Origin of the sequence: Lacticaseibacillus mingshuiensis (genome assembly GCF_016861785.1) — a bacterium.
GTDB classification, from domain to species: Bacteria; Bacillota; Bacilli; order Lactobacillales; family Lactobacillaceae; genus Lacticaseibacillus; species Lacticaseibacillus mingshuiensis.
On sequence record NZ_BOLS01000018.1, the window covers coordinates 1 to 25,670 of the forward strand.

The 25,670-nt window shown below is 56.0% G+C and carries 24 protein-coding genes and 1 riboswitch; of the genes, 13 read left to right on the top strand and 11 right to left on the bottom strand.

Features of this window, described 5'->3' with window-relative positions:
* Window positions 1–502 precede the first annotated feature (502 nt).
* Both JUE67_RS10485 and JUE67_RS10490 read right to left on the bottom strand, forming a co-directional pair.
* On the bottom strand, window positions 503–1,747 hold the full coding sequence (locus tag JUE67_RS10485; protein ID WP_203627832.1) for a toxic anion resistance protein: 1,245 nt from the start codon (window positions 1,745–1,747) through the stop codon (window positions 503–505).
* On the bottom strand, window positions 1,740–2,471 hold the full coding sequence (locus tag JUE67_RS10490) for a 5-bromo-4-chloroindolyl phosphate hydrolysis family protein (RefSeq protein ID WP_203627830.1): 732 nt from the start codon (window positions 2,469–2,471) through the stop codon (window positions 1,740–1,742). The genes JUE67_RS10485 and JUE67_RS10490 overlap by 8 nt, the downstream gene beginning before the upstream one ends.
* A gap of 151 nt (window positions 2,472–2,622) precedes the next feature.
* On the opposite strand from JUE67_RS10490, the gene JUE67_RS10495 reads away from it, so the two are divergent.
* The 7 genes from JUE67_RS10495 to mnmA all read left to right on the top strand — a co-directional run bounded on the left by JUE67_RS10495 (window position 2,623) and on the right by mnmA (window position 8,785).
* Window positions 2,623–3,174, top strand: a complete 552-nt coding sequence (locus tag JUE67_RS10495) for an NUDIX hydrolase (RefSeq protein WP_203637150.1) — start codon at window positions 2,623–2,625, stop codon at window positions 3,172–3,174.
* Window positions 3,167–3,439, top strand: coding sequence for a hypothetical protein (locus JUE67_RS10500; protein WP_203627826.1), 273 nt, complete (start codon window positions 3,167–3,169; stop codon window positions 3,437–3,439). The genes JUE67_RS10495 and JUE67_RS10500 overlap by 8 nt, the downstream gene beginning before the upstream one ends.
* 17 nt (window positions 3,440–3,456) lie before the next feature.
* Window positions 3,457–4,146, top strand: coding sequence for a 5'-methylthioadenosine/adenosylhomocysteine nucleosidase (locus JUE67_RS10505; RefSeq protein WP_203627824.1), 690 nt, complete (start codon window positions 3,457–3,459; stop codon window positions 4,144–4,146).
* 264 nt (window positions 4,147–4,410) lie between these two features.
* Window positions 4,411–5,571, top strand: coding sequence for a cysteine desulfurase family protein (locus JUE67_RS10510; protein ID WP_203627822.1), 1,161 nt, complete (start codon window positions 4,411–4,413; stop codon window positions 5,569–5,571).
* A gap of 66 nt (window positions 5,572–5,637) precedes the next feature.
* Window positions 5,638–5,982, top strand: coding sequence for a DUF1831 domain-containing protein (locus tag JUE67_RS10515; protein WP_125696235.1), 345 nt, complete (start codon window positions 5,638–5,640; stop codon window positions 5,980–5,982).
* 237 nt (window positions 5,983–6,219) lie between these two features.
* On the top strand, window positions 6,220–7,056 hold the full coding sequence (locus tag JUE67_RS10520) for an aldo/keto reductase (protein WP_125696234.1): 837 nt from the start codon (window positions 6,220–6,222) through the stop codon (window positions 7,054–7,056).
* 598 nt (window positions 7,057–7,654) lie between these two features.
* Window positions 7,655–8,785, top strand: coding sequence for a tRNA 2-thiouridine(34) synthase MnmA (gene mnmA / locus JUE67_RS10525; protein WP_203627912.1), 1,131 nt, complete (start codon window positions 7,655–7,657; stop codon window positions 8,783–8,785).
* Window positions 8,786–9,006: 221 nt separating this feature from the next.
* Here mnmA and JUE67_RS10530 read toward each other — a convergent pair whose 3' ends face one another.
* Entirely contained in the window at window positions 9,007–9,258 is a 252-nt protein-coding gene (locus JUE67_RS10530) for a hypothetical protein (RefSeq protein ID WP_203627820.1), read from the bottom strand.
* Between the two features lie 212 nt (window positions 9,259–9,470).
* On the opposite strand from JUE67_RS10530, the gene JUE67_RS10535 reads away from it, so the two are divergent.
* From JUE67_RS10535 to JUE67_RS10550, 4 genes are read left to right on the top strand one after another with little or no spacing between them, the layout of a single operon-like run.
* The gene (locus JUE67_RS10535) at window positions 9,471–10,133 is read left to right on the top strand and encodes a histidine phosphatase family protein (protein WP_203627818.1); all 663 of its coding nucleotides are present in this window, start codon (window positions 9,471–9,473) and stop codon (window positions 10,131–10,133) included.
* Window positions 10,134–10,143: 10 nt separating this feature from the next.
* Window positions 10,144–10,809 carry a tetratricopeptide repeat protein gene (locus JUE67_RS10540; RefSeq protein WP_203627816.1) on the top strand — a complete coding sequence of 222 codons (666 nt, stop codon included), beginning with the start codon at window positions 10,144–10,146 and terminating at the stop codon, window positions 10,807–10,809.
* A complete protein-coding gene (gene recD2, locus JUE67_RS10545) occupies window positions 10,802–13,357 on the top strand; it encodes an SF1B family DNA helicase RecD2 (protein ID WP_203627814.1) in 2,556 nt (851 codons plus the stop codon). The genes JUE67_RS10540 and recD2 overlap by 8 nt, the downstream gene beginning before the upstream one ends.
* Window position 13,358: 1 nt before the next feature.
* Window positions 13,359–14,570 carry a GNAT family N-acetyltransferase gene (locus JUE67_RS10550; RefSeq protein WP_125696228.1) on the top strand — a complete coding sequence of 404 codons (1,212 nt, stop codon included), beginning with the start codon at window positions 13,359–13,361 and terminating at the stop codon, window positions 14,568–14,570.
* Between the two features lie 671 nt (window positions 14,571–15,241).
* Here the strand turns inward: JUE67_RS10550 and JUE67_RS10555 are convergent.
* The 3 genes from JUE67_RS10555 to JUE67_RS10565 form a co-directional block, all read right to left on the bottom strand.
* A complete protein-coding gene (locus JUE67_RS10555) occupies window positions 15,242–16,198 on the bottom strand; it encodes a diacylglycerol/lipid kinase family protein (RefSeq protein ID WP_203627812.1) in 957 nt (318 codons plus the stop codon).
* A 143-nt stretch (window positions 16,199–16,341) separates the two neighbouring features.
* Window positions 16,342–18,024, bottom strand: coding sequence for a ribonuclease J1 (gene rnjA, locus JUE67_RS10560; protein ID WP_203627810.1), 1,683 nt, complete (start codon window positions 18,022–18,024; stop codon window positions 16,342–16,344).
* Window positions 18,021–18,242 carry a DNA-dependent RNA polymerase subunit epsilon gene (locus tag JUE67_RS10565; protein ID WP_203627808.1) on the bottom strand — a complete coding sequence of 74 codons (222 nt, stop codon included), beginning with the start codon at window positions 18,240–18,242 and terminating at the stop codon, window positions 18,021–18,023. Before JUE67_RS10565 ends, rnjA begins: the two co-directional genes overlap by 4 nt.
* A gap of 295 nt (window positions 18,243–18,537) precedes the next feature.
* Between JUE67_RS10565 and JUE67_RS10570 the strand changes: the two genes are divergently transcribed.
* Window positions 18,538–18,993 (top strand): hypothetical protein, encoded by a 456-nt coding sequence (locus tag JUE67_RS10570; protein ID WP_203627806.1) that lies wholly within the window; start codon window positions 18,538–18,540, stop codon window positions 18,991–18,993.
* Window positions 18,994–19,414: 421 nt separating this feature from the next.
* On the opposite strand, the gene JUE67_RS10575 is transcribed toward JUE67_RS10570, so the two are convergent.
* The 5 genes from JUE67_RS10575 to JUE67_RS10595 all read right to left on the bottom strand — a co-directional run bounded on the left by JUE67_RS10575 (window position 19,415) and on the right by JUE67_RS10595 (window position 24,031).
* Window positions 19,415–19,927: a GNAT family N-acetyltransferase gene (locus JUE67_RS10575; RefSeq protein ID WP_203627804.1), complete on the bottom strand. Its 513-nt coding sequence runs from the start codon at window positions 19,925–19,927 to the stop codon at window positions 19,415–19,417.
* A gap of 150 nt (window positions 19,928–20,077) precedes the next feature.
* Window positions 20,078–20,632 carry a peptide deformylase gene (def, locus tag JUE67_RS10580; RefSeq protein ID WP_125696222.1) on the bottom strand — a complete coding sequence of 185 codons (555 nt, stop codon included), beginning with the start codon at window positions 20,630–20,632 and terminating at the stop codon, window positions 20,078–20,080.
* 180 nt (window positions 20,633–20,812) lie between these two features.
* The gene (locus tag JUE67_RS10585) at window positions 20,813–21,691 is read right to left on the bottom strand and encodes an ATP-binding cassette domain-containing protein (RefSeq protein ID WP_203627802.1); all 879 of its coding nucleotides are present in this window, start codon (window positions 21,689–21,691) and stop codon (window positions 20,813–20,815) included.
* 16 nt (window positions 21,692–21,707) lie between these two features.
* Window positions 21,708–22,946, bottom strand: coding sequence for a hypothetical protein (locus JUE67_RS10590; protein ID WP_203627800.1), 1,239 nt, complete (start codon window positions 22,944–22,946; stop codon window positions 21,708–21,710).
* Complete coding sequence (locus JUE67_RS10595) at window positions 22,943–24,031, bottom strand: hypothetical protein (RefSeq protein ID WP_203627798.1); 1,089 nt, start codon at window positions 24,029–24,031, stop codon at window positions 22,943–22,945. Before JUE67_RS10595 ends, JUE67_RS10590 begins: the two co-directional genes overlap by 4 nt.
* Before the next feature lie 252 nt (window positions 24,032–24,283).
* A riboswitch (M-box (ykoK) riboswitch) is annotated at window positions 24,284–24,446 on the top strand.
* Between the two features lie 242 nt (window positions 24,447–24,688).
* On the opposite strand from JUE67_RS10595, the gene JUE67_RS10600 reads away from it, so the two are divergent.
* Window positions 24,689–25,501 (top strand): P-type ATPase actuator domain-containing protein, encoded by an 813-nt coding sequence (locus JUE67_RS10600; protein ID WP_203627796.1) that lies wholly within the window; start codon window positions 24,689–24,691, stop codon window positions 25,499–25,501.
* Window positions 25,502–25,670 lie beyond the last annotated feature (169 nt).

Genomic DNA, 25,670 nt, shown 5'->3' on the forward strand with positions numbered 1-25,670 from the left:
TTGCTTGTGGGGCTTGGCGCGATCAGATTTCAACGGCGACAGCGTGATCAAGGCTCGATGCTTACTGCCGGACAACGAGGCTACTGAGGAACCGTAGCGCTGGTAATACTGGTAGAACGATGGATCTGTGAAACACCCACTCGCCTAATTTATGACACCACTGACTCGGATGCCCTTCATAGCAGCCACTCTAGGTTTGCGTACGGTATCCCCCGCACTGGGTCCGCCTGCCTCGGGGGAGATCGTTCCGTGTGGCCACACCAGAAGCCCCTTCTGCTGTCAATTAATATAGCACCCAGAAAACGCTTTTGTCAACTTTATTTGACGACAAGTAAAATGCTTAGAACCGCGTGGAAAAGGCGTTCGTGTCGATGTCTTGTCAGCGTCGGATATATTTATTTTAAATAACTTTCCTGTGGGTCGAAAACTCGCAAAAAAAGAGGCGCCACAGCTTTCGCCATCGCGCCTCTTACGGATCTTGCTGAACTGGTTGCCGCCCGCTTTATTGCGGGGTCGTGCCGCCCATTTTGCCAGAAGTATAGTCCAGCAGGTGATTCTTGAGGTCGTTTTCCATCTTGGTGAGTTCCTGTTCGGCGGCTTGGCGCTTGACCCGGCCGTCTTGTTGAATCTGCAGGGTCTGCTTCAGGGTGTCGACCAAGTCGTTTTGCGTCTGGGTTAAGGTCTCGATGTCGACAACGCCACGTTCGTTTTCCTTCGCCGTTTCGACTGCGGAGATCTTCAGCATCGCGCTGTTTTTCTTCAGCAGGTCGTTGGTGGTCTCGGACACTTCGCGCTGGGCCGTGACCGCATCCTTTTGCCGCAGCAAGGTGAGGGCGATGGCGACCTGATTTTTCCACAGCGGAATCGCGGTGTTGATGCTGGCCTGGATCTTTTCCGCCAGCGCCTGGTTGGTGTTTTGAATCAGGCGGATCTGTGGGGCTTGCTGCAAGGTGATCTGACGGGCGAGCTCAAGGTCATAGGTCCGCTTTTCAAGGCGAGACTGGAATTCCTTGAGGTCGTTGACTTCCTGGACCTTCATCTGGTCGCCGGAGTCCTGCGCCTCTTTCATCGCGGCCGGAATGGTGGTCGTTTCCAGTTCGTCGAGCTTCATCTTCGCGGCGCCGATGTAAATGTTCAGGGCGTCAAAATACGCCTTGTTCTGGGCGTATAATTCGTCCAGCATCTTATTGTCCGTCAGCAGGCCTTTTTGCTCTTTGTCGAGGCGGTTGGCGATGCCGTCGATCTGCGCGCCGATCTTTTGATACTTCGCGGTGATCTCGAAGATCGAGCGGCGGACCTTGCCGAAGATCTTTTTGAAAATATTGTTGTCTTCGGCCCGCAATTCGTCCGGGTTGGCTTCGTTGAGACGCGCCATCAAGGAGGTGAGGGCGTCGCCGACCGCACCAGTGTCCTGGCTTTGCACCTGATCCAGCATGGTCTGGGAAAATTGACCCAGTTGCTTTTGCGCGCTTGCGCCATAGTTCAGGACCGAGTCAGTATTTCGCACGTCGATCTGGCTGGCGAGGTCCTTAGCCTGTGCTTCCTGTTCAGGGGTCAGGCGCGGTCGGCCGTCTTGCTGGGCAGGCTCCTGGGCGGTGGCGGTGGTCAGCGGTTGCGTGTTGGCAAACGGCTGGCGCAATAAGTCATTGACCAGTTGGGATTGCTCGACGGTCTGGGTCTGGCTCGAGGTGTTTTGCTCGGCAGCTGGCTGCAGCGGTTCAACAGGTTGTTTATTTTCTTCAGTCATGTGGATGCTCCATTTCTTCTTTGATCGGATCGGTGAGATTGACACGACGATTGAGGGGCTGGGTGCTTTCCGGAATTTCAGCGGCTTGCTTCTTGGCGAGATCGATATCGGCTTCGAGGTCATCGAGATCGGTCTCCACAAAATTCGCATAGTCGATGCGAATTTTCCCGGCCAGATCACTGATGGTGTTGCCCGCAGTGGTCAGGACGGCAAATGTGTCATCCGTTTTGACCTCGTGATGGCTGATTGTCTCGTATTTTTGCGCGATGCTCAGCAAGTTCGGCAACATTTCGTAAATGAAATGGCCGGCCGCGCTCAGTTTCTTGGGATTGGCCACGATCGCCTTGAAATACGCATGCAAAATGGTGCTCAGATCGGCATTGGTCGCAATCGCCCGCAACTTCGGCACGCGCTGGGTGACCGCTTCAAAAGCCTGAATTTGATCGCTGGCGGTGTCCATCGTGTCACGAAAAACCTTGACGTCGTTGCCGGCCAGCCCTGATTGCTCATAATGCTTGGCCATTTGATCTGACAGCGGCGGGGTCTCGGGCTCGGTCGGCTGCGGTTTAGGCCGCGACAATTCGCCGATCAACCTGGCCCCGCCGAATACGAGCAGGGTGAAAATTGCCAACCACAGGCGGCCGGAGAGGGCCCCAAGCGCGAGGCCGGCCAGCGCCCACACGCCCACACGCCACCACCGGATCTGTTTTTGTCCGCTTTTCATTCCGTTCACTTCCTAGGTTGTTGTGACTCAATTTTAGCATATAAAATGGGGGTCTGGCTCCGCCTCTAGATTGAGTTTCATTAAGAATTTATTAGCGGATTTGCGAAAACGCCGCGCATTGGTATGATAGGAAGGAAAGGAACGTGGCAGCATGGCAAAAGAAGTCATTCGTTCGGAAAAAACGTTGTACCGGGGCCAGATTCTCACGTTGAGTCAGGCCACCGTGTTGCTTCAAGACGGCACGACGGCGACGCGCGAAATTGTGCGAACCACTGGCGCGGCGGCGATCTTGGCGCTTAATGGCGACAAGGCCCTGTTTGTGCGGCAATGGCGCACCCCGCTGAACCGCGAGACACTGGAGCTCGTGGCGGGTAAGATCGAGCCAAAAGAAACCCCGCTGGATGCCGCGAAACGCGAGCTGAACGAAGAGGCGGGGCTTGAGGCTGGCACTTGGCGGCCGCTCACCAGCTTTTTTCAAAGCGCGGGTTTCTCCGATGCCAAGACCACGTTGTTTCTCGCAACGGGCCTGACGCCGGCCTTGCGCAAACGCGCGATGGATCCCGGCGAATTCGTGCAGGTGCAGTGGTTGACGTTGGCGCAGGCGCAAGCGGCCCAACAAGACGGGCGGCTGTGTGACGCCAAATCGACCCTGGGGCTCGCCCTGTGGGAATTGGAACAGAAAGCAGGGCACGCGCATGGCTGAATTGACGCGCAAAGAGTACCGCCAGCAGCAAAAAAACGCGCAACGCCAAGCTGCCGCGCGCGATGAAAAACGGCAGGAGGTCGAACGCGACTATGCCAAGCAACAGCGCGAGGCCGAACGTGAAACGGTGCTTGCGGGTGCCGGCGACCAGCGCCTGGACCCAAGTTTTCATAAGGTCAACGCACTCAAGAAAAAACTGAACTGGGCGATCGGCATCGTGGTGGTCCTGATCATCATCACGTATGCCGTCATGCTCATCTTATAATAGAAGGAAGTCAACTCATGAAACTCGGTATTATCTGCGCCATGGAAGAAGAGATCCGCACGCTGGTCAACCAGCTGACCGACCGGCAGGAAACGCTGGTGGCCGGTCAGCGCTTTTATTCTGGACGGCTGGCCGGACACGAGGTCGCCCTGGTCGAATCGGGTATCGGCAAAGTGCAAGCCGCGCTCACCGCAGCCGTGTTGCTGGAAGTGTTCAAACCAGACCTCCTGATCAACACAGGTAGCGCCGGCGGAATCGGCGAAGGTCTTGCAATCGGCGATGTCGTGATCTCCGAGGCAGTCGCGTACCACGACGTCGACGCCACGGCTTTTGGCTATCTGCCAGGCCAGCTGCCCCAGCAGCCGCAAAAATTCGAGGCAGATGCTGCAGCCGTTTCGGCGATCGTCGAGGCCGCGCGAGACGTCGCACTGACGACCCATGTTGGCCTGATCGTTTCGGGCGATCAGTTCATTGCCAGCAAGGACGCCATTGCAAAGATCTTGGCGATCTACCCAGACGCCTTGGCCAGTGAAATGGAAGGCGCCGCGATCGGGCAAGTGGCGCATCAATTCGGCGTGCCGTTTGTCATCATTCGCGCGATGAGTGATGTCGGCGACGAAAGCGCCTCTGTCAATTTTGACGATTTTATCATCGATGCCGGCAAGCAAAGCGCCCAAATGCTGCTGGCGTATCTCAAGCAACACTAAGGGTGCGGAGCGCGGCGTTTAGGTCTGAGCAGCTAGTTTGGCCCAGACGCTTGGGGCTGGTCTTAGCCCCGAGTGACGGGGTCAACTAGATGTCTCAGACCTGCCGCGCGGAGCCCAACTGTAAGGGTGCAGAGGTGCGCGGGATGGTGGGGCAGCTAACTTGGCTCGGGTGCTTTGTGGCGCACTTAGCCACCGAGTGCACGAGACATTTAGATGTCCCCACCATGCGCACCGAAGCCCAAATCAACTAAGGAAGTGGCATTTTTGGAACACATTTATCTCGACAACGCCGCCACCACCCCGATGGCCAAGCCTGTCATTGACGCCATGACCACGCAGATGGCCGAAGATTTTGGCAATGCGAGCTCGACCCACTGGTTTGGCCGGCAAGCGCATACGGTCTTGGACGACGCCCACCAAGTGATGGCAAACAGTATTCATGCCAAGCCAACCGAAATTGTTTTCACCTCAGGGGCAACGGAGGCCAACAACACCGCGATCACCCAGACGGCACACGCCCGGGCGGCGCTTGGCAAGCACATCATCACCACCGCCATCGAACATCCCAGCGTGCTCAAACCGCTGGCGGCCCTTGAACAAGAGGGCTTCACCGTCACCTATCTGCCGGTCGATGAAAATGGCGTGATCAGCCTCGCCGATTTCGACGCGGCGCTGGATGATCAAACGATTCTTGTCACAATCATGATGGGCAACAATGAAGTCGGCTCGGTCATGCCGATCGCGGCGATCGCCGAACGCTTGGCCGACCACCAAGCCTGGCTCCATGTCGACGCGACCCAGGCGTATGGATTGCTCGAATTCGACGTCCACGCGCTGGGTATCGACCTCTTGTCCGTTTCGGCGCACAAGCTGAATGGGCCTAAAGGAATCGGCTTTTTATACCGGCGAGAGGGCCTCAACTTCCCACCATTTTTGAAAGGCGGGGAACAGGAAATGAAGCGGCGCGCCGGCACGGAAAATATTCCCGCGATCGCCGGGTTTGCGGCGGCCGTCAAGTTGATCACCCCGCAGGAAAAAGCGGATCGGCAGGCCAAATATTATGGCCTCAAACAGCAGTTGATGCAGGATCTGGCCATCAGTGGGGTCGATTTCAAAGTCAATGGCCAGGTCGCACTGGACAACTTGAATCACGTCTTCAACATTTGGCTGCCGGGCTGCTCGACCTATGCCATGCAGACGAACCTCGACCTCGCCGGCTTTGCCGTTTCTGGCGGGTCCGCCTGCACCGCCGGCAGCCTCGAGCCGTCGCACGTGTTGACCGCGATGTTCGGCAAGGAGAGCCCGCGCATTGGCGAGTCGCTGCGCATTTCGTTTGGCAAGGACACCACGGCCTTGGATATTTCCAAGCTGGCCACCGCGATCGCAAAAATCTCGACCCGCTTGCTCGCCAAACATGCCGGCTGACCAGTCGTCATGGTACAATGAAAAGGTAAACAATTGCGGCAGCGTCGCAGGTAAGGGGTGTCTCATATGGCATTAAGCACAACAGGGGCCGCGTTGGGTGATCAGAACACCTATCAGATCAGCCCACAGATCAAACGCTACACCTTGATGGATGTTGGCTTCATCAAGACGAATAACGGCAACTTCCAGCTCGAGCGTTCGCTGGATCCAAATTCGCCTTACACCGCCGCCAACAAGCTCAAGATCACCGTCAGCAAGGATCTCGACAAGTTCCAGATCTCCGCGACCACAGGCAATGGCATGAAGGCTGTCGACATTTTCAAACACGACGCGACGAAAGACAACGTCGAGCAATACGAGTACCTCATGGACAACCTGATCGATCGCGGTGTCTTTGAGTTGAAAAAATAGATCAGAATGATGCCTCGTTGTGGCGCCGAAATGCGGCCGCGGCGGGGTATTTTGTATGGGCTGGGAAAGCAGACGGGCGGGGCGGCGCGGCCACCCGAGCGTATGACAGACGTCGTGGCGCCAGGTAAACAAGGTCCCAGCTACCCGCGGGAAAAACGACCAGAATAAGCAGCCCTGCTATCATCTTTTTGGCGAAAACGGTATCATAAAGAGGACTTAACGAAAGGAGCGAATTTGATGACTATTTTGACAGAGACTTACACCTTGAATAATGGCGTTGAGATTCCAAAGGTCGGCTTTGGGACCTGGCAGATTCCAAACGGCCAAAAAGCGTATGACGCCGTGGCGGATGCGCTGCGTGCCGGCTATCGCCACATCGACACCGCGTTTGCATACGGCAATGAGGAAAGCGTTGGTGCGGCGATCAAGGACAGCGGCCTAGCGCGCAAGGATGTGTTCATCACCTCCAAGCTGCCGGCTGAGGTCAAAGACGCCAAGAAGGTCGAAGGCTATTTTAACCAGACCATCCAAAACCTGGGTGTCGATTATCTCGACCTGTGGCTGATCCATGCGCCGTGGCCATGGAACCGCATTGGCGATAATCACGACAAGGACAACATCGCCGTGTGGGCAGAAATGGTCAAGCTGTACAAGGCCGGCAAGATCCGCGCGATCGGCATCTCCAACTTCAACGATCACGACATCGCCAATCTGATCGCCAATACCGATGTTGTGCCGGCCGTCGATCAGATTCGTTACTTCGCGGGCTTCACCCAGCCGAAGAACACCGCTGCCGCAGAAAAAGCGGGGATGCTGGTCGAGGCCTACTCACCGCTAGCCACAGGCGGCCTGCTCGACGACCCGACCATCACGCGCATCGCGGATAAAAACAACGTCTCCGTCGCCCAACTGGCCCTGCGCTTCTGCCTGCAAAACGGCACCCTGCCACTGCCAAAAGCCTCCAGCACCGCTCACATCGAAGCCAACACCAACCTGGACTTCGAGATCAGCGACGCAGACATGGCGACCCTGAACGCCCTTCCGCAACAACCAGGCAACAAGACCCAACACTGATCAACATGCAAGCGACCCACCTCTGCGGCAAATGGAGGCGGGTCGCTATTTTGATTCGCGGGGGTTGGGGGAAGGGCAGACATGGCTAGAACTCAGGAGAGAGATAAGCGACATAAAAAGACAATTCGGATGTTGAAGCCACTTGGTAGAGCCGGGAAAGAAGGGGCAATGACGAATTTGGTAAGACTCACTCAGCAATGGGCTTTTATCTACCAGGCACGATTCAATACAAGTGTTGAGAAATCCAAATGATACTGAATAGTCGGTAGGCTCTTCTACAGCACCATAAACAGAGTGGGATGTGAGGGTGGGCTCCGGCTGAAAATGGCTCAGCCCCCTCGTCGGTGTAAGCGGCTGTGCCGCTTACACCGAAAGTGAGCTTTAAGACCGCGTTCTTTGCGGGCTTAAAGTCACTTGGGAGCGTTCCAGCCAATTTTCGGCCGGAGCCCACCCGGGCGTTTACAGTGTTTTTTAGGATTCAGGAAGAAAAGGATTGGCGCTTACTTTTGCCAAGCATTGTGATTTTGGCCCGCACTGGTATAATGAGTCGTACTGGAATTTCGACCTTCAAATCGAATATTTTCAGATTCTACACGAAATGATGGTGATAGTTTTGGACAATTCCAAGACCCGCGTTGTCGTGGGCATGTCGGGCGGCGTCGATTCCTCGGTGACCGCGCTTCTGCTCAAGCAACAAGGGTACGATGTTGTCGGTGTTTTCATGAAGAACTGGGACGACACCGATGAAAATGGCGTCTGTACGGCGACCACCGATTACGAGGACGTGGCGAAAGTTGCAGCCGAGATCGGCATTCCGTATTACGCGATCAATTTTGAAAAGGAATACTGGGACCGCGTTTTCCAGTATTTCTTGGCTGAGTACAAGGCTGGACGCACACCGAACCCTGATGTGATGTGCAACAAGGAGATCAAGTTCAAGGCGTTCTTGGATTATGCCGAGGAGCTTGATGCCGACTATATCGCAATGGGGCACTATGCGCAGCTGACCACCGACGAAAATGGAGTGCGCCACATGTTGCGCGGCGCCGATGCCAACAAGGATCAGACCTATTTTCTCAGTCAGCTGTCTCAGGCCCAGCTCGCCAAGTCGATGTTCCCGATCGGCGGCATGCAAAAGCCTGCCGTTCGCGCCTTGGCTGAGCAGTACGGCCTGGCCACCGCGCACAAAAAGGACAGCACGGGCATCTGCTTTATCGGCGAGCGCAACTTCAAGCAGTTCCTGTCGACCTATCTGCCGGCTCAGCCTGGCAAGATGATGACGGTGGACGGCGAGGAAAAGGGCACGCATGATGGCCTGATGTATTACACCATCGGCCAGCGCTCCGGCCTCGGTATTGGCGGTAATTCGGAAAATTCTGAGCCGTGGTTTGTCATCGGCAAGGATCTCGAGGCCAATGTGCTGTATGTCGGCCAGGGTTACAATAACCCCGCGCTGATGGCGACCAGCCTTGATGCGTCCGGCATGAATTTCTTCACCGGCGCGGCGCCGGCGCAGGATTTTCACTGCACGGCCAAGTTCCGGTATCGGCAAAAAGACACCGGCGTCACCGTTCATCTGGATGGCGATCAGGCCACCATCGAGTTCGATGAGCCGGTCCGGGCGATCACGCCGGGTCAGGCCGTTGTCCTGTACGATGGCGAGGAGTGCCTCGGTGGGGGCACCATCGATGTGGCTTACAACGACGCGCGCGTGCTGCAGTACGTCTGATTTGGTCTGAGCGAGCAAACAAAAAGAGGTTGGACGAAAAAATGTCTGACCTCTTTTTTTGCGCGGTGGGCGACCTTAACCGCGCCGTTTCACACCGTCAGTCGGGTTACGGTGCGCATGGTTGAGACAGCTAGGTACGCCTAGCACTCGGGGCTAAGGACGGCCCCAAGCGCCAGGCTAGCCTACCTGCTCGACCATCTCCGCGCACCTTCACACCCTACTCATTTTCGCCTCTGCCATAGCACCCTGACGCCTAACCAGGCAAAAAACAACACACCAGCCAAGCCACTGATGGCCAGCGCCCCTGGCAGCATTTTCACATCGAGTCCGGCAATCGAGGCGTTGATCAGCGTGCAAAAAGCGAGGTAGCCTGTCAGCGCTCCGAACCACTGGCTGTCGCGGCGGACGGCCAGCCAGCCGGCGCCTGCGGTCAGTGCCCCACCGCCGATCGCGATCAATAAGAATAGTCCCATGTCATCACTTCCTGTCGCTATCGTAGCACGCCGCGCCGGCAAGTTGTTTTTGTCAACAAGAAAGGAACCGACCTGAGCGCCAAAGCGAGTGAAACGCAACCTTGGTAGCCAATTCGTTGACGACCGATCCCCGGCCGCGCCTTGAAATCCCGCCGTTGTTTCACCATAATAGGAAGATATACAGCCGCAGTGCGGCCGCGGGAGGACATGCTTTGACTCGGTTATATTTTGTGCGCCACGGAAAGACCCAATGGAATATGGAGGGCCGCTATCAAGGGGTAAATGGGGACAGTCCGCTGTTGCCCGAGAGCTATGATCAGATTCATCAGCTCGCCCAGTATTTGAAAAACGTGCCGTTTGCGCATGCCTATGTCAGTCCCTTGCCGCGGGCGAAAACGACGGCCGATGTGCTGCTCAAAGATCTCGAACAGCCCATTCCCGTGACCGTCACGGTGGGCATGCGGGAGTTTGATCTGGGCAAAATGGAAGGCCTCAAATTCACCGAGGTCGCCGAAAAGTATCCGGATGCCTTGCACGCGTTTCGTCACGCGCCGGGCGAGTATCACGCCGAAGAGGTGGCAGGCGAATCCTTTGAGGCCTTGATCAAGCGGATGCAGCCGGTCGTCTTAGATGCGGTCCGGGCAGATGCGACCGGCACTGCGAATCTTTTATTTGTCAGCCATGGCGCCGCGCTTGTGGCCCTTATTCAAAGTCTGCTTGGCACGCCGATCAAGGACATGCGCAAGGACGGCGGGTTGACCAACAGCAGTGTCACCATTTTGGAGGCACATGGCCCGAATTTGCCATTCACGTTACTTAAATGGAACGACACCGAATTTTTGACCAAGCCGCTTGAAGCGACAGACACGATCTAGGAGGCGCGAGATGACCAACGATCTCGTCAAACAATTTCAACGCGGGGACCACGATGAGGCGATTCATCGCGCGGTCCAGGCAATCGATGACCACCCGCATGACCCAAAAAATTATGCGACGCTGGCGATGATGTTGATCAGCATCTCCGCCGATGATGAGGCGCGGGAATTGCTGGTCCAAGCGCTGGGGCTTTTTCCAAACGACCCGGAGCTTCTGTACGATTTTGGCGTGCTCGCATACACGCAGGGCAATGACCAGCTGGCGCTTTCCTATTTTCAACAGGTCACCGGCGCGAAGGGGACGCTTGGCGAAGACGCGCAATACATGACGGCGCTGGCCTATCAGCGCGCGGGGCAGCCGGCCAAGGCACTGGCGTTTGCGCTCACCGCCCATGAGGCCGCGCCGCACAAGGTCGATGCCGCGCTGTTGTGCGCGCAGTTGATGCTGGCAGTCGGTGCCTTCACCCAGGCGGATGAGGTGCTGGCGCCGCTTTTGGCTCGAAAAAATGCCCGCGTCTTGTTCACCTATGGGATGAGTCAGGCGGCGCAAGGCATGGATGGCAGTCAGTGGCTCGATGAGGCGAAACAACTGGATCCGGCCGGCTATGATCAAGACGCCGGGCATGTCCGCGATATCGCAGGATTTTTAAAGGCGCAGGGAGACAGCGATGACTGAGGACGAGGCGACGTTGTCTGGCCGGGTCAAGAGTATTTACTTTGAAAATGCGGCGAACTTCTTTAAGATCATGGAAGTCGCAGTCGGCACCGCGAGTTTCACCTGGGCGGAACCGACCATCGTGGTCACCGGCTCGTTTGGCGACATCAAAGAAGACGAGGCCTACACGTTCACGGGCAAGCTTGTCAATCACCCGAAATACGGGCCGCAATTTGCCGCGGACAATTATCACGCCGACCGCCCGACCAGCAAACAGGGGCTGGTCAATTATTTGAGTTCGGATAAATTTCCGGGCATCGGTACCAAAACGGCCGAGCGCATTGTCGAGGCGCTCGGTGTCACCGCGATCGATCAGATCATGAAGGACCCAGCTGTCCTCGTGCCACTGGTGCCCAAGGCGGACCGGCGCAAAACGCTGATCGATACGCTTCAGGCCAATCTGGGAATGGAGCAGGTGATCATTGGCCTGAATGATTTTGGCTTCACCTCAAACATGGCCGCGAAGATCTATCAGACCTATGACACCGACGCGCTGGAAGTAATCAAGGAAAATCCGTACCAGCTGATCGCCGACATCGAAGGCATCGGCTTCAAGCGCGCGGATGCCATTGCGGCGCGCCTGGATATTGCGCCCGACGACCCGACCCGGCTGCAAGGCGCTGTTTTCGACACGCTGTCCAGCTTGACCGATGGCGAAGGGGATACGTATGTGGCGCTCAAACCACTGCTGGATCAAAGTATCGGGCTGCTTGAAAGTGCGCGTAACGTCGAGATCGCGCCCAAAGCCGTGGCCGATGCGGTGTTGGCCCTCGCCAATGCCAACAAGGTCGTGGCAGATGGCGACAAGGTCTATCCCAAGCGCTTGTTCGACGCGGAATGGGAGATCGCGACGCGGCTGCGCCAGATGACCGAAGGCGACACCAAGAAGGTCAAGGCCGCCAGCTTGAAAAAAGCGTTGCGCGCCGCCGCCAAAGCCAGCGGGGTCACTTATGATGAGTCGCAGGAAACGGCGATCAAAAGCGCGATGGCCGCGCCTGTTTTTCTGCTCACCGGGGGACCCGGGACAGGTAAGACCACGGTCATCAACGGCATTGTCCACACCTATGCCGCGCTCAATGACTTGAGCCTTGATGTGAACAGCTACCAGGACGAGACGTTCCCAATCATGTTGGCGGCACCGACTGGCCGCGCCGCCAAGCGCATCGCCGAGACCACGAATTTGCCAGCCGGCACCATTCACCGCCTGCTGGGACTGGCAGTAGACAGCACGCAATATGAACCCAAGGACCTGCCGGATGGCCTGTTGATCATCGATGAAATGTCGATGGTCGATACCTATCTTTTCCGCACGCTTTTGGCCGCGATTCATCCCGGCATCAAATTGATCTTGGTGGGGGATAAGGATCAGCTGCCAAGCGTCGGACCAGGCCAGGTTTTTGCGGATCTGCTTCGTGCCGGCGTTTTGCCCGCGATGGAACTGACCCACATTCACCGCCAGGATGCGACGAGCTCGATCATTACGTTCGCCCATGCGATCAATGAGGGCAAGCTGCCAGCGGATTGGCAGCGGCCTGCCGCCGATCGTAGTTTCATTTTGTGTCCGCCGAACCAACTGCCTAAAGCGGTCGGCCAAGTTGTCGCGAAGGCCGGGGGAAAATTCGATCACACGGGCATTCAGGTACTGGCGCCGATGTACCGCGGCGTGGCCGGCATCGATGAACTGAACCCGATGATTCAGGAAATTTTGAATCCGCTGCGTGATGCCCGGGCCAAGGAAGTTGTTTTCGGCAACGTCCGCTATCGCATTGGCGACAAAGTGCTCCAGCTGGTCAATGATCCGGAAAATAATGTCTTCAATGGCGAGATTGGGATCATTCAAGGCATCATGGAAGGAAAATATACTGATAGCAAGACCGATGAGCTGACCATTGATTTTGACGGCAACGAATTACAATATAAACGCAGTGACTGGACGAAGATCACGCTGGCTTATGCGACGTCGATTCATAAAGCCCAAGGGAGCGAATTTGATGTGGTCGTCTTGCCGCTGACCCTGCAGAGTCGGCGAATGTTGCGGCGAAACCTGTTGTATACCGCGGTGACGCGCGCCCGCAACTTTTTGATTCTGATGGGCGACCCGCGCGCGTTTGAATTGGCGGTCCAGGAAGTGGCCGATAATCGCCATACCAGTCTCATTGCCCGACTTCAGGAGACCATGCCAGGGCGGGTCGCGGTTGACAAGGCCAAACCAGCTCCGGATAATAAAGAAGAAACGCATGACGAACCGGTGGCAAAATCAGGAGCGGCCCCAAGCGCAGATTCAGCGCGTCCTCATGATGAGGCGACGATTGCGGGACCCGATGCTGCAGGGCCCGCAACTGCCGGAGCGACAGATCCTGCGCCAGTCGCGGATTCAGAACCCGCCCCAGTCGAGGATGAGGGGATGCCGACCGATTGGCGCCTGACGCCGGACTTGGTGCGCGCGCAATCGATCGATCCGATGATCGGCATGCAGGGCATTCGCCCAGAAAAGGAAAGTGAGTCATAACATGTCCAATATCCGCGATGACCTTGAGATCAGACGGGTGACGACGGATGATCTTGAGCAGTTCAACGACCTGCTCGCGTATGTTTTTCAAGTGACCGCCAAAGAAGTTGAGGAAAGCGGCTACGAAGATGGCGAACTGGAACGCGCCAAGCGCCCAGTTCTTGAAAAATCTGATGTAATCGGCTGGTTTCATGGCGATGAATTGATCTCGCAGCTGGCGATCTACCCGTGTCGCGTGAATATTCACGGCACCGTTTTTGATATGGCTGGGCTGACCGGCGTTGGAACGTATCCCGAGTACGCCGGCAATGGCCTGATGCACGACCTCGTCAAGCTGGGACTGGATCACATGCGGGAACATCACCAGTGGATCTCGTATCTTTATCCATACAGCATCCCGTTTTACCGGAAAAAAGGTTGGGAGATCATGTCCGATCATCTGACCTTCGATGTCAAAGACACCCAGCTGCCCAAGGCAATCGAAGTGCCCGGCCATGTCGAGCGCCTCGATTCCGATGATGCGGATGTGATCGAAATCTATGACCGCTTTGCCGTCCACACCCATGGCGCGATGATTCGCAACCAGCTCAACTGGGACGAATACTGGCGCTGGGAAAATGAAGAGGAGCGCACCGCGGGCGTCTATTACGATGCAAACGATGTGCCCCAAGGCTTTGTGCTGTACTGGATCGCCGATGAGGTCTTTCACGTCAAGGAAATGGTGTACATCACGCAGGAAGCCCGGCTGGGATTGTGGAATTTTATTGCGGCTCATTTTTCCATGGTCGAGCATGTCAAAGGCAATATTTATAAAAATGAGCCGCTTCATTTTCTGCTTGAGGATGGTGATATTTACCAGACGATTCACCCGTATTATATGGCGCGTATCGTGGATGTCGCCGAGTTCCTGAAACGCTATCCATTTGCGGAGCCCGGCGAGCCCGTGCATTTCATCGTGTCCGATCCGCTGGCGGAATGGAACAACGGCATCTTTGGCCTTTACTGGAATCCCGACGGCAGTCCGCATGTCACGCGGCGGCCGGTCGGCGAGGCGGTCGAGCTAGATATTCAAACGCTGACGACCATGCTGATGAGTTACCGGCGGCCGTCCTACTTAGCCACGATCGAGCGCTTGACCGCGTCGAAGAAGGCGTTGAAGATTCTTGAGAACGTCATTCCAATGGATGAGCCTTACTTCTCGGATTACTTCTGAGTTGCGGCTAGATAATAGAAGAAACACGGTTTGTGCCATTGAAATAGCCGGCCCCTGCGAGTATTGAAATCGCGGGAGCCGGCTTTTTTTACGTTCTTTGGAAGTTTGGAGAAAAGAAGGAGTCGTCGCACTAGCTGCTTGCCCCCTGAACGCTCGGCGCCGCACCCTTACATAGTTGGGCTCCGCCGAGCAGGTCTGAGGCAGCTAACTGGGTCCGGCACTCGGGGCTAAGGGCGGCCCCAAGCACCAGACCCTGTTAGCTGCTCAGACCTGGACGCCGCGCTTCGCACCCTTACATAGTCGGGCTCCGGTGCGCATGGTGGGGACATCTAACTGTCTCGTGCACTCGATGGCTAAGAGCGCCATCAAGCACGCGAGCCAAGTTAGCTGCCCCACCATAAGCGCGCACCTCCGCACCCTTACATAGTTGGGCTCCGCCGAGCAGGGGCGAGGCATCTAGTTGACCCAGTCACTCGGGGCTAAGATCCACCCCAAGCGCCTGGGCCAAACTAGCTGCTCGCCCCTGAACGCTCGGCTCCGCACCCTTTCATAGTCGGGCTTCGGTGCGCATGGTCGAGACAGCTAGGTACGCCCAGCACTCGATGGCTAAGAGCGCCATCAAGCGCCGGGCTAGCCTACCTGCTCGACCATATTCGCGCACCTCCGCACCCTTATTTGTCCATTTCTCTTTTTATCCAGAAGTTTTGTTGGGTGACGGTGAAGTCGAGTTCAAATGGGCGGCTGCCCATTTCCTCGCCGTCCATTTGGCCAAACTCGAGGCTTGTGGTCTCGAGGTGGATGTGCGGGCTGGCGAAGTGGTGCACGGCTTTGTACTTGAAGTGCTTGTTGCGCAGCATTTGCACCAGCAAAAAGAAGAAGTAGGGGATGTTCAGCTGCTCAACAACGATCAAGTCGAGCTTGCCGTCATCTGGGGTGGCGATGGGTAAGATCTTGATGCCGCCGCCAAAATAGGGATGGTTGGTCGTCGTGACGAGAAACGCGCGCTGGATGAGCGTGCGCTGACCATCGACAGTAACTGCGACCGGGAATGGTTTCCGTGAGAAAAAGACGCGGACCACGCCGGCCACATAAGAGAGCGAGCCGAGATGCACCCGGTTCAACACGCGCTTATAGCGACTGCGGTTCGTGGCCGCGATCACGGAGCCATCAAAGCCAACGCCGATGTTGTTGACGAAAATGCCGCTTTCGTCGCGGGTCGCTTCCGTGTATTGCCCAATATCCAGGCGCAGCGGTTTGTCCGCCGCAAGCACTTGGTCCAGCGCCTTCATCGGGTCCTGCGCCATTTTGATACCGCGGGCAAAATCGTTCCCGGAACCCGCCGGAATATAGGCGACCGGCATGTCTTTTTGCCTTGTCTTCCGCAGTCCGCAGATCGCCTGATTGAGCGTCCCGTCGCCGCCGATGACCATCAGCACCGCATTTTCCTGTTTGCCAAAACTCCCGATCTGCCGCGCCAGTTGAACCGCGTGGCCTGCGTACCGCGAAACTTTGATCTCGTATGGAATGTGCTCATTGTCCAGGCGCGCACGCACCTTTTTGAAAATATTGACGGACATCCCTGAGCTTGCTGCCGGATTGAAAATTATATAGAAAAACGCCGCGCCCATCTCGATGCCCCTTTCAGAATCACTAGCCTTGATTATACCGGCTGAACCTGGCAAACACAATAACAGAGCAGGGTGTGAAGCAATTTTTTCGCATTCAAAAAGCCGCTGGGCAAGTGGCGGTCCACTCGCTTCGCGGCTGATTGTTATAACAGAATCAGCATCGGCAAGATCACGGGGTGGCGCTCGGTCTTATCAAACAGGAATTCCTGTAGATTGGACGTGATCGCATCCTTTAACATGCCTTCTGTGACTTTTTCGTTTTGCTGGAACGTGTTTTTGATCGTCCGGTATACGCGACGCTGGGCTTGATTGATCAGCTCGCCGCTTTCACGCATGTAGATGAATCCGCGGGAAAGCAGATCCGGGCCGGCCAGTACTGCCTGTTTTTGCATGTTGATCGTGGCCACGACCACGACCAGACCTTCTTCGGACAACATCCGGCGATCGCGGATGACCGCGTTGCCGATGTCGCCAATGCCGGAGCCGTCGATGTAGACATCACCGGAAGGAAAATGGCCAGCGCGGCGGGCGTGGTCCTTGGTCAGGGCCAGCACATCGCCGTTGTCCATGATGAAGCAATTTTCAGCAGGGACGTGGCACTCTTGCGCAAGCTCGGTGTGAATTTTCAACATCCGGTACTCGCCGTGAATCGGCATGAAGAACTTCGGCTTCATCAGGCGGAGCATCAACTTCTGTTCCTCCTGGCCGCCATGACCAGAAGTGTGCACGTTGTTGACCTTGCCGTGAATGACTTCGGCGCCGGCTTCTTCCAGCTCGTTGATCACGTGGTTGACCGAAACGGTGTTGCCGGGAATCGGGTTCGACGAGAAGATGACAGTGTCGCCAGGTTGAATGGAGATCTGACGGTGGGTGCCGTTTGCGATACGCGACAGGGCCGCCATTGGTTCACCTTGCGAGCCGGTACACAAGATCATGACCTCGTTGGCCGGCAGGTGGTTGAGCTCATGCGGGTCGATCAGCTCATCGTCGGTAACATCGAGGTAGCCAAGCTCGCGGCCGTTGATCATCGCTGTTTCCATGGACCGCCCGAACACGGCGATCTTGCGGCCATGTTCGCGTGCGGCGGAGATTGCCTGCGCCATCCGTGAGATGTTAGAGGCGAATGTCGCGAAAATAATGCGGCCTTCGATGCCATCGAAAATGTGGCGGATGCTGTGGCCCACAAAGCGCTCAGACTTCGTGAAGTTCGGAATCTCGGCGTTGGTCGAGTCGCTCATCAACAGCAGCACGCCTTCTTCGCCAAGCTTCGCCATTTTCTGCAAGTTTGGCGCCGGCTGATCGCCAACAGGGGTCAAGTCGAACTTGTAATCCCCAGTTTCAACGATGACGCCTTGAGGGGTGTGCACCGCAACGCCCAGCGTATCTGGAATACTGTGGGTCGTGCGGAAAAAGTCGACGGTGATCGGCCCAAATTTTAGCACGCTGTCTTCTTTGAGCTCAAACATCTTGGTGGTGCGGGTGAGGCCGTGTTCCTCCAGCTTTCCGCGAATGAGCGCGGCGGCCAGCGGTGGGGCATAGACCGGTACGTTTGGGACCTGCTTCAAAAAGTAGGGGATCCCGCCGATATGGTCTTCATGTCCGTGTGTGATGACAAGGGCTTTGATCTTGTCTTGGTTTTGAACGAGATACGAATAGTCGGAAATCACGTAATCGATACCCAACAGATCATCTTCCGGAAACTTGATCCCGGCATCGATAACGATGATCTCGTCGTGGTATTGAACCCCGTACATGTTTTTCCCGATCTCGCCGAGGCCGCCGATTGCAAAAACGGCTGTCTCGTTAGATTTGATATTCAGTTTCATTTAGCAGGGAACTCCGTCAATTTAAAAGTTGGCTCCTGCTTCTCGTAATCCAAGAAGTTGCCAGATAGTTCCTGCACGAGCTCGATGTTGTAGGGGGTATTGGCTTCAACTTTCGCGCGTGCGTCGACGGCGCTGGCCGCCTCGATATAGAGCGTCTCGGTGGTCTCGCGGCGAGGGTCGCGGACCTTATCCGATTGGTAAAGAACTTTATAGATCATACGTAAAACACCTTTCATTTAGTTTTGCGCCGCACAAAACAACCGCATCACGCGGATCCTTTGCACATTAGCCGGTCAAATGTTGACTACATCAACAGTTATCAATAGTGTAGCATAACTACAGGGCAAGCGCCACGGGAAGCGGAAGCTCAGGGAACCGCGCGGATAAGTGGACATCCGGTCGTTTTTTGGAAAAAAGCGTCAGGGGCGTGTCGGCAATGTGCAAAATCGGCAGTTCGACTGATTGCCTTTCACTTCTAGGGGTGCGTATACTGAAGACAAAGGAGGTGACCAGATGGTTTGGTTGGTGGTTTTGATCATCATTGTTCTGGCAGTCGGCGGGTTTGTTTGGTGGCGAGTCGCAAACCGCAAACGCGCGATGCGAATTTTCCTGCTTCGCAGTCGCCAACTTTCTGACCACATCGTGCAACGGATGCTGGTCGCCTTGAAATGGGAGACGCCCGAGCCCCTAGCTGGCACCCCGGTTGCGGATGTCTGGGGCCATGGCATCATGGCGTTTGAATATGCGGCGCCCACCCCGGATTTTGGCGTCAGCCGCAAACTGCTCGATCAGGAGCTTGCCCAGCTGGCCGCCGATGAAACTATCGTGTCGTCCGATCCGCGGTTCCCGGCCTTCGTTGTCAGTGATTTTTGGGTCCGTTCAGGCGAAATCCACTTTGACGTCGCCTTTGTGACCAACGCGGCCACGATCGAATACGTCGAGGATGTCGAGCGTGTGAACCAGGAATAGTCGTCGATTGTTAGCGCTTGCATTTTTCTAAAAAGTGTGGCAAAATGACCCCATCTTAAAGTAAAGGGGGTGGTCACCACGTGCAATTTACCAAGTCATGATCTGAGTCTTGCGCTGCGCCGGTCGCCACTCGCCGCTTTGACTCGGGTGGCTCGCTAAACGGGCGTTCAAGTCAAACGTCGAGTGTCGTCACGATTGGTGCATGTATGGTTGGCCGAGCAGGTGCTTCAGACGCTTGTTCGATTAGTCGAATAGATTCAGTCAGAGCGGTCGTCACAGAAATGTGGCGGCCGTTTTTGTTGGACTAAAATCGGAGGTGTCCCCAAGAATAATGTGTCCGTATCACACCCCATTAATGCGACCCAAAAAAAGGCTGGCTGAGACAATATCTCGGCCGGCCTATTTATAATAAATCAAACTCTCAAACAGTCACTAGGTCCGACAATGGCCGCACCAGCAGCACCTGGGATCGGATGTCGCCGGATGCCAACATCAGGCGACGTGCATCCAGGATGTCGAAGCCTTGACTGCGCCAGAAAGCCAGCCGCGCCTCTGTCGGGGCAAGGACGGTCGCTTGGAGTTCCGCATACCCATTTTCGGAATAGTGCGAGGCCAGTTGATGGACGATGGCGCTGCCGATGCCCTGCCGCCGATAGTGCTGTTTGATCAATAACAGGGACAAGGTGACGGCATGAGGCACGGGGTAGTCGCGAACGACTTTCACCACGCCGACTGGTTTGTTGTCCAGCATGATCAATTGGTATTGCATCCGACTGGGCAGGATTCCGTCCGGTGCGGTGGTGCGATCTGACTGCACGGTGCTCCGATCAGGAAAGGGCAGGTTGGCCGCCTGATAGTAGTCCAGTGATTGCCGGTAAACATCAAGACACGCCTGACGATCAGGCATCGAGGTCACAGATTTCAAACTCAGCATATAGATCCTCCTTCGATCGTTGGTTCGCAGCTTTGTTTAGGTACACCTAAATTATAACGGAGAAGACGGAAAAGTCCAGCGGCGCGGCGCAAAAAAGTGGCCAAAAAAGACCCGGGTCGCCACGCCAGCTGCCCGAGTCAAAATAGTCAGTTATTCGATCACCACGGCGTTTGGGTCGAGGGTGAACGGTTTTTCTTTGTTGATGTGGTCGTAAAATAGGATGCCATGGAGGTGATCGATCTCATGCTGGCAAACGATCGCCGGATAATTCTTGAGGCGCACCTTTTTCTTTTCGCCATCGACATTTTGGTAGGTGAGGGTGATGCGGTCGTGGCGCGGCACGTAGCCTTGCACGTCCTTATCGACACTCAGGCAGCCTTCGCCTTCAGAAAGCGCGGCGTCTTGCACACTGTGAGAAACGATGCGTGGGTTGATGAGCACTTCTTTGAACAGAATCTCGTCATTCGGGCCCGGCACCAGCACAGCGGCCATCATTTCCGACACGCCGACTTGTGGTGCGGCCAGCCCGACGCCTGGACGCAACTTGTATTTTTCATTTTCCGCCTCGTCCTGGCTGATGATCAGATATTCCATCAAGTCATGGGCGAGCTGCTTGTCTTCTTCGGACAGCGGGAACGTGACAGTCTTGGCTTCCTGGCGAAGCACCGGATCGCCGTCGCGGGTGATATCTTTCATTAAATACACAACTGTGACCTCCATTTGGACAAAATACATTCACATCTATATTACACTAACACGTCCGCGCGCGCCGGGCAATTTGGTCATGGTGTCACGAAAAATAGCGTCAGCTCGCAGGCAGCTGCGAGAATCGATCAGCGTCAGCTCGCAGGGGACTGTCAGGAAAAATCGAGACTGAACGCGGCCTCAACCTTCGCCGTAGACAACATGGTAGTGGTCGACCAGCGACTGCGGGCCGATTGCAAATGGCAACAGCGACCCGTCCGCCTTTTTCAACAAGGGGGCGGCTTCGTCTACGCGCGCACTGTCGATGAACAGCGCGCCGCCGATCTCAGTTGCGCCGAGTGCCCGCAACTTCGCTTCATTGGCCTCGTCGAGCACGCCGGTGGCCACGCGCAGAAACTGGGGCCGGGCGTCCTTAGGCAAAACAGTCAGCGCAAAGCGGCCATCTTGCATGAACAGCACTTGATCGGCGTAAGCTTCCAAGTTTGGCAACAGATGCGACACCATCAGCAACAGCTTGTCCTGGCCCTTGAGCCGCAGGAGGACCTTGGAGACCAGCTCGACATTCACGGGATCCAGGCCGTTCATCAATTCATCCAGCAACATGATCGGCGCATCCGACGCGACGACCATGGCAAAACACAGCCGTTGGCGCATCCCAAGTGAATAGGTGTGCACCGGGTTTTTTACATAATTCGTCATTTGGAGCTCCTCGATCAACGCGGGCAACTTGGCTCGGTCGGCGCCCCAAGAATCGCAGTAGTAGCGCAGATGGGCGAGGCCGGAGAGGTCGTTGAACAGGTCATCTTGCACCGGAAACGAGCAGAGCTTGCGATGGATGCGGCGCGCGTTGGCCTGGCTGGTGTATTGCAGCCCGTCGATCGTGACGCTACCTTCTTTGGGCTGTAGCTCATTCAAGATCACGCGTAGCAGCGTCGTCTTCCCGGTACCGTTGGGGGCGACCAGGCCGACGATTTGGCCGCCGTCAAGCGCCAGCGACAGATGATCGATCACTTGTTTTTTTGTTGGAAAATCCAGCGAGATATCATTTAATGTCAGCATATTTTTCCACGCCTCCTCAGCGGACCAGCTGGTAATTCTTGCGGTGGGTCAGGGCAAACAGCAGCACTTCGACGACAAGCCAGCATGCCACCAGCATCAAAAGCGCAGTGCCAAAGGTGAAATTCTCGGTGCCATACCGGAAATTCTGGTAGCCGGACAAGATCGCGCCGAAGTCGAAAAATCCGGTCGGCAGCCACGCCAGCCAGTGGTGGATGGCGCCAATGTCTTGTTGCCAATACGCCTGCTCGATGACCAGTAAGCCTAAGCCCCCGGCCAGCGCCACATATTCGCTGCGGCTGAACGCGCCGAGTAATTCGATCAGCCGAATGAACAGCCACGCGGCCACGACCAACAAGACGAGCGCTTCAAGCGTGAACTGCCACCCCGGCATCGTGGTGAAGATGTTGCTGGTGCGCATGCTGACGGTGTGGGTGCCGGTGAAAATCGCGAGTGGGGTTTGCCAGCCTGTGCCATCGCGCGCGGCGATGATGCCAAAGCAGATCGGCCCGCACGACAGCACGATCAGCAGATAACTTGCCAAAAGTACCAACGCCTTGGCCATTAGGGCTTGGCCGGCCGTCAGCGGAATCGCGGCCAACACGGTATGATGCCGATGATCGCGGCTGATCACGTCATTGCCCAGCAGGACCAGAAACGCCAGCAACAACAACGCAAGGCCACTGGTCAGCCCGCGCTGCAGCGTTTGCGTTGCGGTGCGCGTTTCGACCTCCGCCTTGCTCACGTGCTTGCGCGTCGCCAGCACCTTGAAGCGGGCCTGGGTCTCGTTGTTCCAGTAGTGCCCCGGAATTTTTGGAAAATCGACGCCGTCCGCATAATACACTGGCGGATAGGAGTAGGAGCGGTCGTCACCGATCACCCAGATCTCCTGGTCGAGCAGCGCGAGCCATTTTTGCTGCGCCCCAGCGTATTTGGCAAAGTCGCCGGCCTTGATCGCCTGCAGCGAGGCATTTTCCTGTTTGACAAAGGCCTCATAGGTTTTGGCCGGGCCGCTCATCAGGGCCGCATACATCGGCTTGGTGGTCACGTTTTCCTTGTAATGATCAATGTAGAGCATATGTTTTTGCTTGCTAGTCTGAATGGCCGCCGAATCCACCGCCTGGGTCGGCACAAACTGCGGCGCCACATGAATGGCGAAAAATAGCGAGGCGACCAGCGCAATGACGGTCAGCGCGATCGTTTTTGGCGCATGCCACAATCGTTGCCACTGCAGGGAAAAATAGGCACGAAATGTCATTGATCACTGTCCTCCCTTCCAACGATGAGGGTCATCACCAGGCTCCAACCAAGCAGGATGAGCAAGCTGCCCCACCACGGCACGCCGGCTGTTGCGGTGGGCTGCGCCAAGAGTTTGGTCAGATCAAGCGCCGAAAATGGCAACCAGGCGCCCAATTTTCCAGGCGTCCAGAGCTGGCCGATCGCGCCGCCAAGCAGGCCGATGAACAGCGTGAGATAAACGCTTTTCGTGAGGCGGTTGAGCAGCATCGCCAGCAGCGCGGTGAAGATCGTCAGCACCGCGGCCGCCAGCAAAAAGAGTGCGAGGTAGCCGATCAGCGGCAGGGTGGTGAGGTGGCCAACGTTAAACGTCAGCGGGTAGGTGAGATCGCCGAACCCATCGACGAGGCCGATCCACAACGTCGCCAGCCCCAGCCCGGTCGTCAGCGGCACGAGCACGACCAGCAGCATGCCGAGCAATTTTCCCAGTAGGCGGTTCAGCGGGGGCACTGGCAGATCGCGCAACAAACTCGGGTGCCGCCAGCGGTCCATGCCAAGTGTCATCGCAAACAGTAATATAAGGAAGAAAAGAATCGAGCCACCGTATTTCATCGCGGTCTTGAGCAGGCTCGATGCGTCCTGAACGCTGGTTTGAAGGTGTTTATGCTGTTTCAGGACAGTGCGCGTGACCAGCAGCGTATCGGCCAACTGAATTTTGCTTGGGAGCACCAGATCCTCGGTGCCGCTTCGATTCAGCGAATACGCCTTTTGTTGCAACTCGGCCAGCTCCAAAGTGCTTTCGGTCAAAATATCCGCGGCCCCAAACTGAATGCCGGTGGGGATGCCAGTCGCGGCGTTCCACTGGGCGATCAGGTTGTTGTACATCGCCTTGTTTTCAGGCAACTTCATTGTCTGGTCGTTGTAGCGACTGAGGTTGGCGTTGATCGACACTTCCGCATGCGAGGCAGCTGTCCGCGCGTTGTCGACGTTTTGATAGCGGGCCCAGAACCAAAATAGGCTCGGGAGCAATACCAATATCAGGGCCAGGACGCGGGTGGTTTTCGAATGGATCAGCCGAGAGATCTCAAAGCTGAGTTGATGGCGCATAAGCAGCCTCCTTGTGAGAATACTAATGTAAATGATGCGCGCAACAATGAGGCTTGTCAAACCAGTTTCCCATGCGGTTTTAACGAAAACAGACTCGTAAATTGGCGCAAACGCCCGGGTGGGCTCCAGCCAATTTCTGCCCGGAGCACCCCCGTGGGTTGACACAGACACAGGATTTTTCACCAAAGCGGAAAGGACTCATCCTTGACATTGCGTGCATTCACTGATAATATGTTAGTTGAAATTAAATCCAGTGCTTTCCGTTAGGTGAGGCTCCTATACGAACAATGCGACTGCTCAGAAACATCCAGAGATGCCAATGAGTCAGCAGCGCTTGCCCATAAAGGCTTGTGCTAATGCCGCTGAAGTTCACTTCTAGGCGTATAGTGCTAAAACTAAACGATTGGGATGCAAGTATCGCGTGCATACTCAATTGGTGTGCGCGTTTTTTTGTTGGAAGCTAGCGCCAGCAACGAAAACGTGCCTCCGGAAAGTGAATGAAAGGTGGTGGGTAGAATGACAAATGCGATTGATGGTAATAGTAGCGACAATGGCGATCCCCGAAGGTTTGTTATTGTGCCGCCACTTCAAGTGAAATTCACTTCAAATAAGTAATAGGCGCATCGCAAACCTCTCCGGGGAAGAGAGGAGATCACGATGTTGATGCAAGTACAAAGTGGCCTGACGCGTTATCAGGTTCAAAAAGCAAAGTACGACTTGCGCCAAGCCAACACAGCGATCACCCTGCAGCAGCAGCGCCGCTCCATCCTGATGATGGGACTGGGCATCGGGCTGATCTGCATGGGGCTTTTCGACCAGCCATTGGTCGCGTTGGCTCTGGTGATGATGGTTCTGATCGGCATGGGTGCGTCCCATGTGGCATTTACCCGTTGGTTCGCGGGACTCAAGCAAACGGATCGCACCGTTTTAGTTGTGCGGGACGGCCTGCTTCGGGCGATCACGGTTCAGGAACTGGTTGTCGGTGACGTGCTGCAGATCACGGCAGGCGATGTGTTGCCGGTCGATGGTCTTGGCGACATGGCCGTTCGGCGTAACGTCTGGCTGAAGCTGCTGACGATGGTTGATGGCAACGCCACTGTTTTGCCGGCAGGCGCGATCGCGCTGGCTGACGGGCAGCTGGAAGTGTCCGCCACTGGGTGCGACGTTTTCGCCGCCCAAATGGCAGACACGCTGCTGGGCACCACGGACAACCGCCGCGTTTCAGTTAAGGCACTGGCGCAGCTGATTTTGGCGCTCGTCGGCCGGGCGCTGAACGCGGGTGTGCAGGCTGTATCAATCGGCCTTAAGCGCATCCAGGTGCAAGTGACAAAGAACACAAATGGAAAGGGTGCAATGACTGCACTCGCTGCCTTCATGGCAAACATGACCCTGGTTGGTCACACGCGGCATCAGTTGAAAGAAGCCGCATTCCGTTACAACCAGGACCCAGTCTCGTGGGCCTTGGGCTGATTCAAAAACCAATAAGCACTGTCCTTGTGAAGGACAGTGCTATTTTTTTGTACCATTTTTGATTTTGTGCTGTATCAGGTTTTCCGTGAAAAGGTTCACGGTTGATACGACGGGTTTTATTTTACGATAACCGCAATGTAAAGCGCTTGCAATGGTTTCGCCATGATGG

Excerpts from the sequence above, each read along its gene's own strand:
- JUE67_RS10490 (WP_203627830.1), bottom strand. The coding sequence starts at position 2,471 with ATGAAAAGCGGACAAAAACAGATCCGGTGGTGGCGTGTGGGCGTGTGG.
- JUE67_RS10565 (WP_203627808.1), bottom strand. The coding sequence starts at position 18,242 with ATGATCTATAAAGTTCTTTACCAATCGGATAAGGTCCGCGACCCTCGC.
- recD2 (WP_203627814.1), top strand. The coding sequence starts at position 10,802 with ATGACTGAGGACGAGGCGACGTTGTCTGGCCGGGTCAAGAGTATTTAC.
- JUE67_RS10530 (WP_203627820.1), bottom strand. The coding sequence starts at position 9,258 with ATGGGACTATTCTTATTGATCGCGATCGGCGGTGGGGCACTGACCGCA.
- mnmA (WP_203627912.1), top strand. The coding sequence starts at position 7,655 with ATGATGGTGATAGTTTTGGACAATTCCAAGACCCGCGTTGTCGTGGGC.
- JUE67_RS10550 (WP_125696228.1), top strand. The coding sequence starts at position 13,359 with ATGTCCAATATCCGCGATGACCTTGAGATCAGACGGGTGACGACGGAT.
- JUE67_RS10520 (WP_125696234.1), top strand. The coding sequence starts at position 6,220 with ATGACTATTTTGACAGAGACTTACACCTTGAATAATGGCGTTGAGATT.
- JUE67_RS10485 (WP_203627832.1), bottom strand. The coding sequence starts at position 1,747 with ATGACTGAAGAAAATAAACAACCTGTTGAACCGCTGCAGCCAGCTGCC.
- JUE67_RS10595 (WP_203627798.1), bottom strand. The coding sequence starts at position 24,031 with ATGCGCCATCAACTCAGCTTTGAGATCTCTCGGCTGATCCATTCGAAA.
- JUE67_RS10515 (WP_125696235.1), top strand. The coding sequence starts at position 5,638 with ATGGCATTAAGCACAACAGGGGCCGCGTTGGGTGATCAGAACACCTAT.
- JUE67_RS10500 (WP_203627826.1), top strand. The coding sequence starts at position 3,167 with ATGGCTGAATTGACGCGCAAAGAGTACCGCCAGCAGCAAAAAAACGCG.
- JUE67_RS10540 (WP_203627816.1), top strand. The coding sequence starts at position 10,144 with ATGACCAACGATCTCGTCAAACAATTTCAACGCGGGGACCACGATGAG.
- JUE67_RS10590 (WP_203627800.1), bottom strand. The coding sequence starts at position 22,946 with ATGACATTTCGTGCCTATTTTTCCCTGCAGTGGCAACGATTGTGGCAT.
- JUE67_RS10505 (WP_203627824.1), top strand. The coding sequence starts at position 3,457 with ATGAAACTCGGTATTATCTGCGCCATGGAAGAAGAGATCCGCACGCTG.
- JUE67_RS10570 (WP_203627806.1), top strand. The coding sequence starts at position 18,538 with ATGGTTTGGTTGGTGGTTTTGATCATCATTGTTCTGGCAGTCGGCGGG.
- JUE67_RS10495 (WP_203637150.1), top strand. The coding sequence starts at position 2,623 with ATGGCAAAAGAAGTCATTCGTTCGGAAAAAACGTTGTACCGGGGCCAG.
- JUE67_RS10585 (WP_203627802.1), bottom strand. The coding sequence starts at position 21,691 with ATGCTGACATTAAATGATATCTCGCTGGATTTTCCAACAAAAAAACAA.
- rnjA (WP_203627810.1), bottom strand. The coding sequence starts at position 18,024 with ATGAAACTGAATATCAAATCTAACGAGACAGCCGTTTTTGCAATCGGC.
- JUE67_RS10575 (WP_203627804.1), bottom strand. The coding sequence starts at position 19,927 with ATGCTGAGTTTGAAATCTGTGACCTCGATGCCTGATCGTCAGGCGTGT.
- JUE67_RS10600 (WP_203627796.1), top strand. The coding sequence starts at position 24,689 with ATGTTGATGCAAGTACAAAGTGGCCTGACGCGTTATCAGGTTCAAAAA.
- JUE67_RS10555 (WP_203627812.1), bottom strand. The coding sequence starts at position 16,198 with ATGGGCGCGGCGTTTTTCTATATAATTTTCAATCCGGCAGCAAGCTCA.